This is a genomic window from Enterococcus sp. DIV0970a (assembly GCF_051711265.1).
Lineage (GTDB): Bacteria > Bacillota > Bacilli > Lactobacillales > Enterococcaceae > Enterococcus_D > Enterococcus_D casseliflavus.
Window position 1 is genome coordinate 2947248 of sequence record NZ_JBIOMF010000001.1, and the last position, 18534, is coordinate 2965781.

Consider the following 18534-nt stretch of genomic DNA (forward strand, 5'->3'; position numbering starts at 1 on the left):
AGCAAGTTTATCTACCTATTCTTTTCGTTTCTTTTGAAAGCTCCTCCAAAACTTATGTTATACTTAGGATACTACTCTATCTAAAGGAAGTGTAAGGATGAGCGTTCTTTCCCGAATCGAGAGCATGAAAAATGAATTATCGCTTTCTGAGAAGAAACTCTTCGCATTCATGGAGGCCAATCCTGAAAAAGTGCCGTCGATGACTGCGAGTCAATTAGCAGAAGCCACTGGGATCAGTGCACCAACCGTTGTACGTTTTGCGAAAAAAACCGGCTTTGCTAGTTTGACAGATTTAAAAATACAATTATCTGCCGAATCCGGCTTGCGCCACAATGCCAATGAGCATTTAGGCTATGCCGATGTTGAATTAAACGAGCCCTTTCATGCCATCACCTCAAAATTGAGCCACAATGCCCAGGTGACCATGAATGAGACGGCCCAATTATTAGAAGAACAGCTGATGTTGGCTGCCGCTGAACTGATCGCGACTCGTGAACGCATTTTTGTCTGCGGAATCGGTGCTTCCTCATTGATCGCACAAGATATCCAACAAAAATGGACTCGTTTAGGCAAGATCGTCGTGTTTGAAAATGACTACAATCTCTTGTTGCCGCAACTTGTCAAAAACGAGAAAAAAAGTCTGGTCTGGGTCATTTCCAACAGTGGACACACGCCTGAGATGGTTCACTTAGCCGAAATCGCTAAAAATCTTGGCGTTCCGATCCTGTCACTCACCCGCTTTGGCAGCAATCCGTTGACGAAGTTGGCGGATGTTCCCCTGCAAGTGTCCCGTTCCAAAGAAGCCAACCAGCGGAGTGCCGCTACCAATTCAATCATCGCCCACCTATTAGCGGTCGATGTCCTTTTCTATGTCTTTTTAAGTAAAAATGAAAAGCTGGCACGAAATATCTATGCGTCACGCCAAGCCATCGCTGATTTTCGTGAGAAGTATTTGTAAAATGTTAGGGAGCTATAGCCTCCTACTCTTTATTAAAGCGATGACTCTACCCATTGATGAAACGTTTTTTACCAATCAAAGACAAGAGGCTGAATGTCATCAGCCTCTATTTTTTTATGCTAAGCAATGATCCCCATTGTAGAATGAACTGGACGTTGCATTCATTCTTACTCCGTCTCGCTAGATAGAATCCGCTCCTGTTTTCTCCTTGCTCGCGACTACTTTCCTCATTGCTCCTCCTCCAAATACGAGACTACCCACGAATCAAATAGTTTTTGATACGCAGCTTTTGGGCGGTCTTTTTCTTGATACACCTTTTGTGCGATGGCCGCTTGGAGCCAAAAAATCGCTTGGATCACTTCACGACTAGTCTGAGCCTCAGGTACATCCGCCCAGACGGATAAAGCGATCGCCTGTGTTTGGGCAAGCTGTTCCTGTGCAACTTGTTGTCCATTGGCAAACGTCGTCAACTGGAATTCATTGCTGATTTTTTCGTAGGTTGGATAAGTATAGCCTGCCGCTTCTCCTAAGACATAATAGAAAAAATTATCATTGTGATTGATCATGGTATAGCCTTTTTCAAAAAAGACATCTGCCGGCGCCATATTCTGGTTCCAACGGGTCCAATAGGAGATTTGGCAATTCTCCGTCAACGTTGTCTGCTCTTGGCGATTCAAGCGGTAAAACCCATCATTCCAGACCCGCACAACAAAGCCGAGACTTTCAACAAAGGCCGCCAGCTCATTGACGTAATCAATAAAGACTTCGATTCCACTGGCTTTTTCTCCATAGCGCTCACGGGCTGCTTCGATCATTTGCGGAAAGTTTTCTAAATGATCAAAATCAATAAACTCATCGGCACCAATATGAAAATAGGTGCTGTCTTCAAACAGTTGCGCATATTCCCGATAAACTTCCTGAATAAAAGCTACCGCTTCTGAATCCAAAATGTTCAGTGCTCGATCATCACGCGTGCCATCGGCTGTCGGTAATTGCCACTCGGGCTTTTGAGCCAACACTTGCCGCAGATGACCGGGAGAATCAAAGTCCGGAATGATGGCAATGCGATGTTCGTGGGCATATGCGATCAATTCGCGGATCTCTTGTTTGGTCAAATACTCCTCCGAAACGATTTCTGGAAATTGCTCTGATTCAATGCGAAATCCTTCATTCTCGGAAAAGTGTAGCTGTAGATGGGTAAACTGGAAACAAGCCATACTACGAACGACAGCTTTTAAATCCATCAAGGAGTAAAATTTGCGACCAATATCGATCATTAAGCAACGTTCGGGGATAGCCGCCGCATATGAGCCTTCCCGCAATTGATCAGTAAAGAAATCTCGCCAATATTTCGTTGTAGCAGGATAGACCTTCTCAGGAGTTGAGACAATGATCTGTTGCTTCTCAAAACGAAAATCCGCATCAAGTGATGGCCTGAGAACGATTTGGGGTTGGTGGTCTGGCATTTGCCAGCCCATTGTTGCAAAAAGAGCGGTTGCTTTTTTATAATCTACGAATTCATTGTGTGCTTCATTCATCTTCGTTTCTCTCAGTACAATTAATAATTTGTTCCCTTTTATGAAGGTTCCTTTCTATCATAACACCTGATTATAAGAACGTTTTCATTTTGAGAGATTTCTTAATAAGTACTAATCAGAAAAGCCGGTCCTGTGTATGGTGGTTAATTGCCTATTCAAACGATCATCCCAGTAAAGCCAACAATTCTCATGTAGTTGTCGATCGATTCGTTATAACTTTTCTGGAAGGATGTGAATGGGAAAAAGAGCCAGCTTCCCAATGATGATTCTCTCCCCTATACTACTACAAAAGAAAAATCAGCTGAGCTGCAATTGGCCTTTACTATTGAAACAGTCCCTGCTCCAAATAATCCACCAACGGACCCAAGTACTTTTTATCTGTCCAATCACAATCTTGTCCGTTGGCTTCCATGAGCGCCTTCATCTGCGGATCATAGGTGTGAGGCGCTTTCTTAGCCGCAGCTTTTCTTAACATTTTCACTAAGTTTCGATCAAAGAAATTCATTTTGCTTTCCTGCCATTGTCCTCTGCCGTAAAAAAGGGGGATGTCTTTTAGCGGACCCGTGAGATTCTGTTCTTTGAGTTTTTTCACAACATCTTCTTCAGGAGCAGAGGCTCCCGCACAAAAGATAAGTATCTCTTTGTCTTTTAGCTGGTTGGTATTCTTTTTTAAAAAGGACAGTCCAGCAATACCCGATGCATAGATTCCCCCACAGAAGATAATTGTGTCATAATCCATTACTTCAGCTATTTTCGCTTTTGGGGTTTCTAGGCTGGAAAAACCTGTTGCATCTTGAAGCCAGTGGACATACTTTTTGACAGCGCCGTATTTCGATTGATAAACAATAATGCCGTTTTTCATGGGGGAACTCCTCTCTGCAGTTAGGACTGCACCTTATGGTTTTGTGCCAGCTATTGCTTGTTCTAAAAACGTTTCGTACGCTTTTTCCTGTTGTGCATAGATTTCATCTAGTGGAATACCAGGTGTCGTTACTGAGAAAATCGTACCGATTCCGATCGTGTAAATGAGCATATGCATGTGTAGCTGTTTGGCGGTTTCTATACTGATAGTCAAATCGGCGGCAATCCTTTGGGCTACTTGAGGATTCGTCTCCAACTGATACAGATCTTCTAATGACGAAACATTCGCTCTTTTTTGTAAGACAAAAATACTCAAAATATGGGGTTCTTCTTTCGCCAATTGCAAATACGCGTGTCCGGTACTGCGAAACAGATCCTGGGGGTCGCTATGGGCTTCTAGATACGCTTGTAAAAATTGCCGTGCTTTCTGCTCTACCTCTGTTCGCAGGCCCTCCATATTGGTGCAGTAACTATAAATGGGCTGGACTGAACAGCCTAACTTCTCGGCAATGTTCTTGACGATCACGTGCTCCATACCGCCTTTTCGAGCAATCTCAAAGGCGGCATCAACCACCATTTCCTTTGTTATTCGTTGTTTCGGCATTCATTGCCCTCCTTAAGCACAAGTTTCGTTATATAAACTCTTTATATAAATCGATTATATTCTTTTGTTCCTTCGAAGTCAATTGGATCCAAGCCACTATCCCTCGCTCTTTCTATTGAATAAAGAGCTGTCGCTTTCTCACAAATCATCGTTCATAGGGTGTAAATCTTCCGTTACTTTCCAATGATTGCTGGCTCTTTTATCCGCATAAAAAAGGTACAGCCCACAGAAAAAGGCTGTACCGTAGATAATACGTATGGGCTCTTTTACACTCGAAGCTGCTACACTTCTGGGGTGTTCTCTGGTGGCGCTTCGGGGATCGGTTCTTCCTCTTTATACAAGGAGGAAACCCGCGTATACCATTCAAACACATGGGTAATGACCACTTTAGCTGCCGCATACACAGGAATCCCTAAAATGACCCCAACAAGGCCAAACAGTTTTCCTGAAGTCAAGAGGACTAACAGGATCGTGACAGGATGAATCGACAACTCGTTTCCTAGAACTAATGGCGAAATCAAGCGGCCTTCAATGGTCTGCTCAATGACAAAGACGATCAGCACTTGGATCAGTAACACGGGTCCACCGACGATTCCTAAAAAGACCGCAGGGATCATGGCCAAAAAAGATCCTAAATAAGGGATTAAATTTAGAAATCCCGCTGCAATCCCCAGTGTGATGGCATAATCTAAGCCAATGATACTAAACCCGATCATAAACATCACTGCGACCGCAAACGCCACCGTCAGTTGTCCCCGAATATAGGAGGATACTTGATCGTTCATCTCTTTTAAGACGACCAGTGATGGCTGGCGCATTTTGGTTGGCAGAAATTTAACAAAATAAGGGGCTAGTTTACGGCCATCTTTCAGTAGGTAGAACAAAATAAATGGCATGGTAATGACCGCTAAAACGATCGTTGCAACGGCGCCGAAGAAACTGCCTAGATTTTGAATCGTGCTGCGGGAAAGGTTTTGGACGATATCCGTCAAAGAAGAAATCAGCTTCTCATTGGAGGCTTCGATCTGCTCTTGGACTTGCGAGAAGATTGGATCAGAGAGAATCTCATTCACCTTATTCTCGATGATCGTCAAGTAGCCTGGCAAATTATCCGCAAAGCTCATGGATTGCTCTTGGATCTTAGGGATGATCACCACCACACCCCAGACGATCAGACCAACCACTAAAATAAAGAGACCAAAAATACTGTAGATTCGTTTGATTCCCTTGCGTTCTAAGTAGTCGACGGTGGGGTTCATCAAGTAATACAAGATCCCCGCCAAAATGATTGGCAATCCGACGATGGCTAAAAATTGCCAGACGGGTTCAAACAAATACGACACTTTCGTAAAGAGCAGCAAAATCAAGAGAATCAATAAAATGACCAGCAAGCTGGTCACTGCTTGATTGTTTAAAAACCATTTCCAAAACCAGGAATGCGGCTTTTTCTGCGTTTCTTTCATGACATTCTTTGCCTCCTAGTCGTACGTCACCTGCATGCCGACTTCTAGTTTCGGCAGAACAGTTGGCGTTAAATAAATCGCACTTGAAAGCTGATCTTCAGCCGGCACTTCGTCAAAGACAAAGGTCACATGCTGGATCGTTTGCAGGATTTGGTTTACGACCGTCCCTACATATTGGACTTGATAGGTCTGATCACCAAAAGTGATCTGGTCCCCTTTTGTGACGACTAACGCTTGCGAATCAGGAATCGTTTGAATGACTGAATATTCTCGCAGTGTGTCGGTCGCTTCTTCCCCAAAAAAGATGATCATTCTTTCTTGCGAATCGATCGCTTGTGGACCGATTTCTTTGATCGTCCCTTTTTTCATATGACAAACTCCCCTTTCTATCTTCTTGTTTATTATAACATAAAGAGTTTTTCTACCCGCCCAAAACCGCATTCTATGGTAGAATTAAATAGGAATGAAACTATTAGGAGGTTTTTTTATGTTGCAAACGATTTATTTAGGTACGTACACTCGTCGCGAAAGTAAAGGGATCTATTCGATCGCTTTAGATACGGAAAAAGGAACACTGACCGATTTGACCTTATGCGCGGAAGAAAAAAGTCCGACTTATCTTGCCCGCAGTAAAAAAGAAGCAGTTTACAGCGTCACAGAAGTAGATGGCAACGGCGGCGCAGCTGCTTATACCCCAGACTTTACCTTGCTGAATACCGCAACGGAAGAAGGCGCACCACTTTGCTATGTAGCAGTTGATGAAACCCGTCAGCTTTTATATGGTGCCAACTACCATAAAGGTGAAGTGAATGTTTATAAAATTCTAGAGGATGGCAGCATCGAAGCAACGGACAGCATCTACCATGATGAACCCGTCGGCTCTCATGAAAACCAAGACAAACCTCATGTCCACTATACTGACTTAACACCAGACCAACGTTTAGCAGTTTGTGACCTTGGAACGGACCGTGTCTATACTTATGATATTTCAGAAGATGGCAAACTGACAGAAGTTGCCGTTTACGTGGCAGAAGACGGAACTGGCCCACGTCACTTGGTCTTCCATCCAACTAACCAATACGCTTACTTAGTGGGCGAATTAGACAGCTCATTGACTGTTTTACGCTACAATGAAGCAGATGGCAGTTTTGAGAATATCCAAAAGGTGCCAACGATCCCTGCAGACTTTACGGATTTCAACAGTGGCGCTGCGGTACGTATCTCGAACGATGGCCGTTTTGTTTACAGCTCAAATCGCGGCCATAATTCAATCGCTGTTTTTGAAGTAACCGATGAAGGCGCTGGCCTGACTTTTGTTCAATCAATCTCGACTGAAGGCGACTTCCCTCGCGACTTCGATTTGGACCCGACAAACGATTATCTCGTTTGTGCCAACCAAAATTCTGATAACCTAACGTTATACAAACGCGATGAAGCCACTGGCAAATTGACTGTCTTAGAAAAAGACATCTACGCACCGGAATGTGTCTGCGTCTTATTCAAAAAATAAAGTTTTGGAGGATTCCCCCATGTTTGATAAAACACCAAAGGAACTTGTGCTCAAAGATTTTTCTAATATCTACAATAAATGTCAATCAACCTTTGAACTAGTGACGAGCCGCAAATACAATGAATCATTGGTCCTATTAACGACTGCAGAAACGTATGCGATCGCTGAAAAAGCCTATATTCGCTGCGATACTGCCAAAGAGCTGCAAACAGCGGAAGTCATTGCTTTCTTTGATGCTTTTGAGATCTATTATTTTGAATTAAAACAAGTCCTTTTTCATGATGACGATGATTTTGTTTCTTTAAAAAATCGTTTAGAAAAAATGAAAGACACTTACGAAGCATTGACAGCCTCATTTCATTTGTTATGATGAAATCAAATCAAATGTGAAAAAGGTGACGTTATGAACCAAGAACAAGTGTTGGATCGTTTACGAGAAGAATTGGCCATGCCGTTTTTCGAAGCAAAACTAGAAGACAAAGCCTATTCCGAAGAAGACTATCAACAAGTCAAAGCGGATTTGGTAAAATACTTTGATGACTATGTACGCAATGTAGAAAATTAAGAAACGGGACTGTGACATAAGTCCATAGAAGAAAACCGCAAGAAATGACGAGAAATCGTTCATTTCTTGCGGTTTTTTGGGTAAAATAAAAAGGAGCACCGGTTGCCGCCAATGCCCCATCATTTAATCCTGAAAGGACTAAACAAAATGTATACTAATTATAACATGAATCAACTCACTTTGGATCTATCTACTTCATTTTCTCCAAAAGAAAATCATGTCGCCGTTTTTATCCATGAACTGGTTGAAGCGCTTCAGATTAATGACCCCTATCTTTTTGGTCGACCAAGAGAATATGATTTAGGTGCCATGTTGAAGTTGGTTCTTTTTGCGTATACGCGAGAAACCTTTACAAGTCGCAAGATTGAACGCTTAGCTGAAGAAAACCTCTATGCTCGCTGGTTGACGCAAGAACGGGTTCCGACTTATCGAACGATCGCCCGTTTTTGTGTATCTAACGATGTGCAGGAGTTGACCAATAAAGGCTTAGATCAGTTGACAGAGTATCTGCGTGCACGGAATCTGATTGATGATGCGTTGTTTATTGACGGTACAAAAATCTTGGCAGATGCGAATAAGTACAGCTTTGTCTGGAAGAAAAACACGATCCGATTCGATCAAATGAATCGCGAAAAACTGCTTACTATGATGACGGAACTAAGAGAAGCGTATGCCCTGAAACAGATTCCCGAAGGGACGACCTTGACAGTAGACATGATAGATGAACTGTTAACACGGATGGAACTACGTCTGGAAGAACTAGAAAAAGAAGTTGAGGCAACGAAACGTCTTTCGCCAAATCCAGCGAAACAACAACGACGAACGTTGAAAAGCCAAGTACGCAAATTAAATACAAAACGAGAAAAAGTTCTGGAACATCAAACGCAGTTTTCTACTTATGGGACAAGAAACAGTTATTCAAAAACTGATCATGATGCGACATTCATGCGCCTAAAAGAAGACCCTATGAAAAATGGACAACTTAAGCCTGCGTATAACCTGCAAATCGCTACTTGTAATCAATTTGTACTCGGCTACGATGTCTTTCAAAACCCAACAGACACTAAGACACTAAAACCATTACTGGAAAAGATGAAGATTGCACAAAAGTCCCCTCATTATTTGGTCGCCGATGCAGGCTATGGTTCAGAAAGCAATTACCGCTATATAGAAGATGAACTTCCCCAACATACTGCACTGATTCCTTATGGAACGATGTTTAAAGAACAAAGCAAGAAATGGCAGACAGATGATCGGAAAGTAATGAATTGGGATTATGAGCCTAAGGAAGACTTTTACATCGACCCCAAAGGGGTACGATTCAATTTTCATGCTTACCGTCAACGAACAGATGCGGATGGCTTTGTCCGAGATTTTAAAGAATATCAAGCAGAAAAAACGGATGCGAACCAAGCGCTCATTCCTGAAGCCTTAACCCCAAAGGGGAATCGCAGAAAGATCACTGTAAATCCGTCTTGGGAATACCATAAAGAAAAACAAAAAGAGCGCTTATCAACGCCTGAAATTCAAAAAATATATGGTCGGAGAAAGATCGACGTGGAAACAGTCTTCGGATTTATGAAGGCTTGTTTGGGTTTCACTCGATACACGGTTAGGGGCTTAGAAAAAGTCAGAAAACAGACGGGTTTACTCATTACGGCAATCAATATGATGAAATTGACAAAAATAGGTACTTGAACTACCCAAAATGAATAAAAAAACAAGGAGCACTCGAAAAATCACATGATTTTCGAGTGCTCCTTATATTTTGGAGAGCGTAACTAGTTAACTTATGTCACGCCCCCGTTTTACTGTTATAACGTCACTAGAAAGTTTTGATTCGTCGTAGCTTCGATTTGAGGATGCTGTTTTAAATAGTCAGCAATCAGTTCCGTCATATCGACTTGAATCTCACGAACGATTTTTTCGGCAGAAAACATGGCGTAGTTGCCGCCACCTACTGCACGGTATTGGTTAATGACGATCTCTAATTCTTGATCCATCGCAATGGCTTTTTCTTCAAAGTCCAAGCGGGTGATTCGCTGACCGACGGGTTGACTAAGATCGATCGTATACTCGATGCCTTCATACATATCGTAGTTATAATATTGCGGCTTTGGCTCAATAAAAGCAGGATTGAAGATGATCTGACCGTCAACAACGGCTAAATAATCCGCCGTTTGTTCTAAAGCGGCTTTTAATTCGGCACCTGTTATTTTGACTACAGCTAACGTATTTGGGTAAATATAATTAGTGATCACATCTCGCATCGTGATGGTTGCGCCAAAGCCTTTGCCCTCATTGTTGAAAAGAGCAGTACCAGAAATTTTGGCGCCGCTGGCAGCCATCTGAACACGATTGATAAATTCAATATAAGGGTGCTCTTTCAAGCGTGCCCCCATCGGATCGGTGATTCGCATATCCCCACTGACTTTGCCTAACGGCTGATCTAGCCAGGTTTGTAATTCTTCTTCGATGGGTGCTAACAAAGCCAACGTCTCTTGATCTGGGACAGCATCTGCAACAGGGATCAACGCAGCCGTACTGTTTGTGACATGAACCCCTGTCTGATTTTTTTCAACCGTCAATTCGATGGCGCCGATAAAGCTTCCACGATAACCGGGCTGTACAACGGGGACACCATTGATTTTTGTGGCGATCTCACGGTGCTGGTGTCCTGTGAAGAACGCATCGATTCCTGAGACTTCCTGCAATAATTGATAGCCCTCATTTTCACCAGTCAATAATTCGGTCGGTTCTCCAGTGACTAAATCACGCTCGAAACCGCCATGGTAACTGACGACAACGATATCGGCTTTTTCTCTTAAGTAAGGCACATAGTTTTTCGCTGTCTCAACGATGCTGACAAACTGCATCCCGCGAATCGTCGCAGGCTGTTCCCAATGAGGAATATATGGCGTCACCATTCCTAAGATCGCGATCTTTACCCCTTCTTTTTCAATGATGGTGTAAGCTTGGCCAAAGAATGGTTCTCCCGCTTCATTTAAAATATTCGCTGCGAGTACTGGTGTTTGGTAGCTGGCGATCGCTTCTTGCAAATAAGGCAGACCGTAGTTGAACTCATGATTGCCTAAGACATGGACATCAACGTCTAGGTGGTTGACGACAGCGGTCAATGCGGCAACGGAGTGCTGACTTTTGGCGATGTAATAGCTTAAGGGCGAGCCTTGGATAAAGTCGCCATTTTCGATCGTTACGACCGGTCCGGTGGCTGCTTGACGTAGCTCTTTCATTTTGGTAGCAACTTTTGCCACGCCGAATCCTTGTTCCGTGTCATCGGCAAAATTGGTTGGATAAACATAGCCATGCATATCGCTCGTTTCTAAAAACGTGATTTTCATTCAAAAGACTCCTTTTCCCCTCAATAGACCAAAAGGGCATGCGCATAAGTCGAAAACCCTCGAAAGCCAGCATTTTCTGCTTTCTTGTGTCTTCAAATCTTATGGCACAAACCCTTTTGTCTTTCATTCTCAGGTGTTTCCCTGATTATACCCTAGTTTGACGAAGAAATTCAGAATTATTGGTTCCAAGCATCTTCTAATTGTGGTTTTGCGTTTTCAATCAATTGATCGACATCTTGATCTGTATTAGACAAAATGTTTTCCATGATTGAACGCATTTCATTGTAAGCAGGATCAGCATTTTCAATCACTGGGATCGAGAACAATTCTTTGGTTGCATCTTCTAATTTGGCAGCGACTTTTGTTTCAGGATTGTTTTTGTATTCATCGCTTTCCAAAACAGATTCAACAACTGGCATGTAGCCGGTATCGATCGCCCATGTTTTTTGCGCTTCTGGCAAAGTTAAGTATTTCATGTATTCAAAAGCAGCAGTGCGTTGCTCTGGTGTTGCGCTGTTGAACATATACAAGTCAGTTCCTTGTTGCAAGTTGATTGGTTCTGGACGAGCTGCTACGTCATATTCAAATTTGCCTTCGGTATCTTTTTTAACAAAGCCTTCCCCTGCGATTGAGCCGACATACATTGCGATTTGCTCGTTGGCAAATGGACCAGACAAGTATTTGTCAGAACCAGCGATTCGGAAGTAGCCGTCTTTGACACCATCTAGGTAGTAGTTGATGACATCTTTTGATTCATCGCTGTCTAGTTGCAAGTCTTTGTCAAAATCAACGCCTTGATTTTTCATTGCGATGGCATAGTAGTTGTTTAATGAGTCAAAACCAGCACCTACGACTTCACCGTTTGATTTTTCGTAGATTTCTTGAGAAGCTTCTTTTAATTCTTCCAGGTTTGTTGGTACGTCAATACCATACTCGTCTAACATGTCTGCATTGTAAAACAGCATTTCTGTAGATTTGTTGAAAGGAATCCCGTATTGCACGCCGTCGATTTGTGCACCATCTAAAAGGGCACTGCGGATCTCTTCTTGGTCACCCCAACCGATAGTATCATCGTTGATGTATTCGCCAAGGTCAACTAGCATGTCATCTTGGGCAGCATTCCATAACCAACCAGGATATGCTTGGGTGATAGTTGGCAGATCTTTTGGTGAAGGCAAGGTTGAATTCACCTTTGCTTGCAAATCAGGATAGCTTGATTGGTTCTGCAATTCGATCTTGATGTTTGGATTTTCGTCCATGAATTGCTCGGTCAATTTCGTCAATGATTCTTCTTGCGCACCATTCATTGCATGCCAAAAGGTGACAGTCGTATCTTCGCTTAGTTCTGTAACGATTTCATCACTTTCCGTAGAACCAGATGAATCGTTGTTGTTTCCACAAGCCCCTAATACCAATGTCGCGGCTGCAGCTGCTGCAAATGCAAGTTTCTTTGTTTTCATTTTTTCCTCTCCTCTATCACTCTAAAATAATTTTTTCACCGCGTTGCGGCAATATTCTTTCACCATACGGATTCACCAGATTTTCTGGTTTCAGCGTATGGATTGGAACCAATCGTTGGGGCTCGATCCATGCAATGATCTGATCTAAATCAGCTGGTTTCGCATGTCCCGAGTTTGGCAAACGGACAAATTCGATCTCCAGTGCTGCCAATTGATCCAAAAAGACTTGATAAGCTGGATCAAAATCGCCTAACGGCTGCGCATCACTGTGAATATACAAACCACCCGTCTGCAAGTTTTCAAAATGCGCGACTGCTTGCCAAAGGTACTGGCTCGTGTCGGCACATAATGCCTGATAAGAAATGGCGAAGGCTGGATCGAGAGTCGCTGGTACTTGATCATCGATCGTATAGAACGGTACATCTTTATTGAAAATTTCTTTCAACAAAGCAGCTTGCGTCGCCTCTAAAACAACCGTCCGCGGCGCGGCTTCAACAAGCGCCATAAAGCGCTCGACATTGGCTGGATAGCCATTGAAGGTAATTTGTCGTTGGGGATTTTCTTTGACCAAACGCACGAAGGTCTCGATCAATTCTGTTTCACTTTCCACTGTGATCACTTTGGGGTCCGGTTCTCTTTCTGGAAAGCTGATGCTGACCCCTTCCATCATCAATAAATCCGTGTGTTTGGCTAACTGACAGAATTCTTTGGTACGCTCTGGATGATAGCCATGCAAACGCAAATCACCGGTATAAGCGATAAAATGATCTGGCGTGCGAATCAACAAAGCTGCCGCACCGTACGCATCATGATCAACTGGAATGATCTCGACTTCGATTTCCCCGACCCGAATCACATCATGAGGTTCTAAGCCGATCAATTCACGGACAAAGCTTTTTTCTTCATGAGGAACGGGCAGCAAGAAGTCCCCTTTTTGATTCAACACTTCGAGGATCGCTTTGGTTTCCTTCAAGGTGTACATAGGAATATTTGGGTCTAAAAAGTTGATCATCTTGGAATGATCCAGATGGGCGTGGGAAAGAAAAACTGCTGTTTCTTGGTATTCTTTCGTTTCGCTTCCTTGGTACGTGTAATCTAAGCGTGGATCGTAGACATTTTTCAGTTCTGGTATCCAGCGATGCGCAACTAACGTTTGTAATTCTTCATCTGGTAAGGGTGTTTCTGGATGATACTCCGAACCGAAGTCAAAAAAGATATGGGCATCTTTGTACGCAACTTCGATGACGGTCCCTCCAATCGTTAAGATCCCGCTATGAAAGGTAATCGTCGTTTTATCCTTTGATGCCATCTTTAGCCACTCCTTTGATAATTTCTTTTCTAAAGATCAAGTAAATGATCAGAATTGGAATGACGGTCAAGGTCGCTGCCGCCATCTGTAAATGAACATCGCTGCCGCTTTCTGTGGTAAAGGCAGCCAATCCATTATTTAAGAGACGGTATTTTTTCTCATTCGTCACTAACAACGGCCATAAGAAAGAATTCCAGCTAGAGATGAACGTCAGAATCCCGACTGTCACCAAGGCTGGTTTAGACATGGGGATCAAAATTCGGCGGATATAAGCTAGGTCGCTGGCACCGTCAATTTTGGCTGCCTTATAAAAGGTATTAGAAATACTTTGTAAATAACCGTTTAAATAATAGATGTAAAAAATACTGGTCAGAAAGGGAATGATCAACGCACTATACGTATTCAATAAGCCCATTCGCGCAATCGTATTGTAATTGGTGAAAATGATCGATTCATAAGGAACCATCAATAACGAGATCATCAATCCGATAACTAACCGTTTGTATTTGAATTCAAGACTAGTCAATGCAAAGGCAGCTAGAATCGCAGTGATCAGCGTCGCGATAGTCGTCACCGCGGAAACGAAGACCGTATTAAAGAAGTAGCGTAAAAACGGTGCTCGGGTAAAAACTTCCCCGTAGTTGCTCCACTGGAAAGACTCTGGCATGATCGTCGGTGGAATACTGGTTGCTTCACTGTAGGTCATTAGACCAGCTAAAATCATATAGACAAAGGGAAACAGCGTGATCACTGCTAAAATTGCTAAAAACAGCATCGAAACAATCGTGACAATTTTTTTCATTCGTTTATTCGCCCACTTTCTTCAAAAGTTTATTTTGGATAAAGGTGACGAGCAAAATAATGATGAACAAGATCACGGTTGCCGCCATTGCAATCCCCGGACGTCCGGCGATATGGAATTTGTCATAAATATAAAAGACTGCCGTGGTTGCACTGCGGGCGATCCCTGGCTGTCCGCCAAACAAGGCATATACTTGAGTATAGACTTTAAAGGCACTGATCAGATTGACCGTTAACAAGAAGGCAAAAGTCGGGATCAACTGCGGAAAGGTGATTTTCCGAAAAATCTCGCCATCGGTGGCGCCAAACATTTTTGCGATTTTGTAGTGTTCTTTGTCGATGTTGCGCATTCCTGCCAACAAGATAATAATGTTGAAGGCGAGGCTCGTCCAAACGCCAAAGATGATCAAGGTCGTCATACTCATATTGACATTATCCAGCCAGTTGACTGGTGGAATGCCGACAAGACTCAACAAATAGTTGATGATCCCGTAAGAGCCATTGAAAAAGTAGCGAAACACGATCCCGATGGCAATCGTACTCGTGACATAAGGCATAAAAAAGATCGTTTCAAAAAAACTTTTGTATTTGACTTTTTCAAAAATGATCCACGCAATCGCTAAAGAAAGGATCAACGCGATCGGTACGACCGCAAAAGCAAAGAGCGCCGTATTTTGCAGTGCTCGAAAGAAGACTGGGTCCGTTAAAACCCTTTGATAGTTCTCAAGCCCAGCATACTGTTGGTTAATCAAGGTTCCTTTTTGGAAACTCATGATGAAGGAACGAAACAGCGGATATACACTGAATAAGAAAATAATGACCAATGAAGGCAGTAAAAACAGCCATGCTTTCGGTTGGTTCTCAGGGTTATAATTTTTTTTGAACATTAGTAGACCCGCTCTCCTTTTTCATCAAAGATAAAGGCTTTTTTGTAATGAAAATCAAATGACACTTGCGCGCCTTCTTCAATGATTTCTTCAATACTAACGATCGATTTCATATGTTTGTCAGCCAGATCAAAGTTCAAGATTCGTTCTCGTCCGATCAGCTCCACACTCTTGACTTCCGTTTGGAACAAACCTGCTTGCAAGGTGGTCAGCACATCTTCTGGACGAATGCCTAACGTGTATTGGCCGTCTGTTAATGGTTTCTTGAAGCGAAGGTCAGTAAAACGGTCAACTGGTACAGTGAAGGCAGGATGGATCATTTGGCCATCTTTGACTTCTACTGGCAAGATGTTGATGATTGGATTACCGATGAATTTCGCTACAAAAAGATTGTTTGGTTCTAAGTAAAGATTTTGCGGATCATCATTTTGTTGAATGATCCCCTCGTTCATCAAGATGATCTTATCACTGATAGAAAGAGCTTCTTCTTGGTCATGGGTCACGAAGATCGTGGTGATGCCCACTTCTTTGACTAACCGACGGATCTCTTCACGGATCTTCAAGCGCAAACGGGCATCTAAGTTACTTAATGGTTCATCCAGTAGTAAGACTTCTGGACTTTGCACCAAGGCACGCGTGATCGCTACCCGTTGCTGCTGTCCCCCAGAAAGGGTTCCTGGTTTTTTCTGACTTAACTCTTCAATATTGGTCAGTTTCATGAACTTTTCAGCAATTTTCTGTGCTTCGTTTTTCTTGATCTTTTTCTCTCCGACTGTCAGTGGAAACATGACATTTTCTAAAACAGTCATATGGGGATAAAGGGCATAATTCTGAAAAACAAACCCGATATTGCGGTCTTTTGGCTCGGTCTTAACAACGGAAGAACCATTAAAGCGGATATCACCATCGGTGGGACTCAACAACCCCGCGATCAAATTCAATATCGTCGATTTCCCACAACCACTTGGTCCCAACAAACAAACCAAATCGCCTTTTTCTATTGTAAAATCTACTGCTTTCAAGGCTTCAAACTTATTATCGAAAACCTTCTTCAACCCGACTACTTCTATCAAAACTGCCCCTCCATTTTCTCTTTTTCCTCCGAATAGTTGACTGGCATTTCAAGTCACAAAAAAAACGAACTCTTGATGTTTCGGTCAAACGCTCAAAGAAATTCGATTTTAATCATAACAAACGAATGTTTTTATTCGATACCATTATTGTAAATGTTTTGTAAAAATCATTGGGAATTATGAAAGAATTTTTAATTAATTTACCTTTTAATGAGAAAACAATGAGCCAAACAACGCAGTTTCTAGCCAGTAAACACGAACATTTTAACGTTTTTAGAAAATTTTCATGAAAAACGGGTAAAAATTATCAATCCTTTAGTATCCATTGATGTTAACACTATTTTTACGCGACTTTTTGTCCAAAAGCACGTTTAGTAATTGTTTACTAAGACCATCAGTATTTCTTCTTTTAAAATAACAAAAAAAAGGATGATTATTTAAAAAACAATCATCCTTTTTCATTCTATCCTTCGCCTCAGTCACCCGTCAGCGTCAGCAATTTCGTTGAAACTTGCTCAAGAAAATAACGGTCGTGTTCAATGATTAGCATAGAAGGCTCCACCAAATGGATCACTTCCTCTAATTGCTTCTGATTGAAGACGTCCAAATAATTTAGCGGTTCATCCCAGATAAACAATTCTGCTGGTGTCGCTAATGATTTGGCTAGTTCCACGCGTTTACGCTGCCCCATGCTCATTTGCTGGATCGGCGTTTGAAAGACAGCTCTTTCCAAGCCAAGCTTTTTTAAGTTATTTAGCAGATCTTGATAATTCAAGCCATGCTCTTGGGCAAATTCTGTCAGCATCCCACAGTTGTCCTCGTAGTTTTGTCGGACATAACTGATGGTGATCCCATGGGCTGTTTTGATCGTCCCAGTCTGCTGTCCATCGAAAGTACCTAAAATACTCGCAATCAAACTGGACTTGCCAGATCCGTTGGCCCCTTGAATCCCCAAGCGCTCTTTTTGACGGATCGCAAACGTCAGCGGTTTAAACAAAGGCTGCTCATAGCCAAGCTGAAAATGCTCTGCTTCCAGCAACACATCATGATGGCTAACAAGCGGAGTCATTTTCAGAGGATCAATCCACTCAATGTCTTTTAAAAACGCAGACTTGTCTTGAATTTGATCTTCCATCCGTTTAACGATCGCTTTCGAGCGCTTCATGGTCCGTGCCGCTCGGGCACCGATCGCCCCCGTATCATAGATTGCCCCGCTGCCTTTTTTGGTCGGCGACCCTAATTTGTCCCGTTCGCGTCCTCGGGACCACTCCGCTTTCTCGGCTGCCGTCTGCTTCAAACGACCGATTTCTTTTTTCAACTTGCTGTTTTGTTCTTGCTCATACGCATCTTTTTGCTGCTTTTGCAGCTCATAGACTGAATAATTCCCTTTGTACAGCACCAAGCGGCTTTTTTCGATCGCCAATACATGATCGACGACTTCATCGACAAACTGTCGATCATGGCTCACAACGATAAACCCGGTTTTTTGCTGCAAATAGCGGGCAACATGTTCGCGAGCGGTCACATCCAAATGGTTGGTTGGTTCATCGATCAAAGGAAAATTCTCTTCATCAACGAACAACCGCGCCAACAGGACTTTCGTTTGCTCGCCGCCAGATAAAGTGGCAAAGGGCCGCCAAAGAACTTCTGGATCAAGCTGCAGCAGGTTCAATTCCCGTTCCAAACGCCACTGCTCAAATTCGCCAGATTCCTGTAAAACAAAAAGCGTCAGTTGCTTATCGTCAGCGACAGGTAAGGGAAAATAAACGAATTGCTGCTCATGGGTGATCGAGCCGCTATAAGGCAATTCATTGAGCAGCAGACGCAGCAAGGTCGTTTTGCCGCGACCATTTCTACCAATCAACCCTAATTTCCATTGTGTATCAAGGTTCAAGTTGGCATCCTCAAAAAGCAACCGTTCCTGGCTGTCAAAGCCAAAAGTTAAATGATTAATACTGATATTCGACATAAATATACCTCGTCTCTATTCACGGAATAGAGTAGACCTAAAGCTATTTTCAGAATCAGTTTTTAGAGGTACACAAAAAGATCCCCCATCGAAAAAGTCAACCAATCCTGAAAATCTGCAGACTATCCCCTTGGAGGAACAGTTTCATGCAGCTTTCAACAAATTGGTTAATTT

17 protein-coding genes are annotated in these 18534 nt (G+C 42.7%); 5 read left to right on the forward strand and 12 right to left on the reverse strand.

All coding sequences use genetic code 11. The annotated features are described in order from the left end of the window. Positions 1-97 precede the first annotated feature (97 nt). Complete coding sequence (locus IGK14_RS14230) at positions 98-958, forward strand: MurR/RpiR family transcriptional regulator (protein ID WP_005228070.1); 861 nt, start codon at positions 98-100, stop codon at positions 956-958. A gap of 227 nt (positions 959-1185) precedes the next feature. Here the strand turns inward: IGK14_RS14230 and IGK14_RS14235 are convergent, their stop codons facing one another. The 5 genes from IGK14_RS14235 to IGK14_RS14255 all read right to left on the reverse strand — a co-directional run bounded on the left by IGK14_RS14235 (position 1186) and on the right by IGK14_RS14255 (position 5793). Beyond that, positions 1186-2496, reverse strand: a complete 1311-nt coding sequence (locus IGK14_RS14235; RefSeq protein ID WP_010749122.1) for a family 20 glycosylhydrolase — start codon at positions 2494-2496, stop codon at positions 1186-1188. Between the two features lie 322 nt (positions 2497-2818). Further along, positions 2819-3358, reverse strand: coding sequence for a flavodoxin domain-containing protein (locus tag IGK14_RS14240; RefSeq protein ID WP_010749121.1), 540 nt, complete (start codon positions 3356-3358; stop codon positions 2819-2821). A gap of 33 nt (positions 3359-3391) precedes the next feature. Continuing rightward, the gene (locus IGK14_RS14245) at positions 3392-3961 is read right to left on the reverse strand and encodes a TetR/AcrR family transcriptional regulator (protein WP_010749120.1); all 570 of its coding nucleotides are present in this window, start codon (positions 3959-3961) and stop codon (positions 3392-3394) included. A 281-nt stretch (positions 3962-4242) separates the two neighbouring features. After that, complete coding sequence (locus tag IGK14_RS14250) at positions 4243-5424, reverse strand: AI-2E family transporter (RefSeq protein ID WP_010749119.1); 1182 nt, start codon at positions 5422-5424, stop codon at positions 4243-4245. A gap of 15 nt (positions 5425-5439) precedes the next feature. Further along, positions 5440-5793: a PTS glucitol/sorbitol transporter subunit IIA gene (locus IGK14_RS14255; RefSeq protein WP_005228025.1), complete on the reverse strand. Its 354-nt coding sequence runs from the start codon at positions 5791-5793 to the stop codon at positions 5440-5442. A 118-nt stretch (positions 5794-5911) separates the two neighbouring features. Between IGK14_RS14255 and IGK14_RS14260 the strand changes: the two genes are divergently transcribed. The 4 genes from IGK14_RS14260 (at position 5912) to IGK14_RS14275 (ending at position 9197) form a co-directional block, all read left to right on the forward strand. Then, on the forward strand, positions 5912-6934 hold the full coding sequence (locus IGK14_RS14260) for a lactonase family protein (protein WP_010749118.1): 1023 nt from the start codon (positions 5912-5914) through the stop codon (positions 6932-6934). Positions 6935-6953: 19 nt separating this feature from the next. Beyond that, the gene (locus tag IGK14_RS14265; RefSeq protein ID WP_005233740.1) at positions 6954-7304 is read left to right on the forward strand and encodes a hypothetical protein; all 351 of its coding nucleotides are present in this window, start codon (positions 6954-6956) and stop codon (positions 7302-7304) included. A 33-nt stretch (positions 7305-7337) separates the two neighbouring features. Then, positions 7338-7499 carry a hypothetical protein gene (locus IGK14_RS14270; protein ID WP_010749117.1) on the forward strand — a complete coding sequence of 54 codons (162 nt, stop codon included), beginning with the start codon at positions 7338-7340 and terminating at the stop codon, positions 7497-7499. Positions 7500-7646: 147 nt separating this feature from the next. Continuing rightward, complete coding sequence (locus IGK14_RS14275; protein ID WP_034696319.1) at positions 7647-9197, forward strand: IS1182 family transposase; 1551 nt, start codon at positions 7647-7649, stop codon at positions 9195-9197. A gap of 116 nt (positions 9198-9313) precedes the next feature. On the opposite strand, the gene IGK14_RS14280 is transcribed toward IGK14_RS14275, so the two are convergent. From IGK14_RS14280 to abc-f, 7 genes are all read right to left on the reverse strand, one after another. Beyond that, complete coding sequence (locus IGK14_RS14280; protein ID WP_010749115.1) at positions 9314-10861, reverse strand: bifunctional metallophosphatase/5'-nucleotidase; 1548 nt, start codon at positions 10859-10861, stop codon at positions 9314-9316. Positions 10862-11037: 176 nt separating this feature from the next. Further along, the gene (locus IGK14_RS14285) at positions 11038-12321 is read right to left on the reverse strand and encodes an ABC transporter substrate-binding protein (RefSeq protein WP_010749114.1); all 1284 of its coding nucleotides are present in this window, start codon (positions 12319-12321) and stop codon (positions 11038-11040) included. Positions 12322-12337: 16 nt separating this feature from the next. Next, entirely contained in the window at positions 12338-13630 is a 1293-nt protein-coding gene (locus IGK14_RS14290) for an MBL fold metallo-hydrolase (protein WP_010749113.1), read from the reverse strand. Further along, positions 13614-14432, reverse strand: a complete 819-nt coding sequence (locus IGK14_RS14295) for a carbohydrate ABC transporter permease (RefSeq protein WP_005228015.1) — start codon at positions 14430-14432, stop codon at positions 13614-13616. The genes IGK14_RS14290 and IGK14_RS14295 overlap by 17 nt, the downstream gene beginning before the upstream one ends. A gap of 4 nt (positions 14433-14436) precedes the next feature. Then, positions 14437-15318, reverse strand: a complete 882-nt coding sequence (locus IGK14_RS14300) for a carbohydrate ABC transporter permease (RefSeq protein ID WP_005228014.1) — start codon at positions 15316-15318, stop codon at positions 14437-14439. Further along, on the reverse strand, positions 15318-16391 hold the full coding sequence (locus tag IGK14_RS14305) for an ABC transporter ATP-binding protein (protein WP_005228012.1): 1074 nt from the start codon (positions 16389-16391) through the stop codon (positions 15318-15320). Before IGK14_RS14305 ends, IGK14_RS14300 begins: the two co-directional genes overlap by 1 nt. 475 nt (positions 16392-16866) lie before the next feature. After that, on the reverse strand, positions 16867-18360 hold the full coding sequence (gene abc-f / locus IGK14_RS14310) for a ribosomal protection-like ABC-F family protein (protein ID WP_010749112.1): 1494 nt from the start codon (positions 18358-18360) through the stop codon (positions 16867-16869). Between the last annotated feature and the right edge of the window lie 174 nt (positions 18361-18534).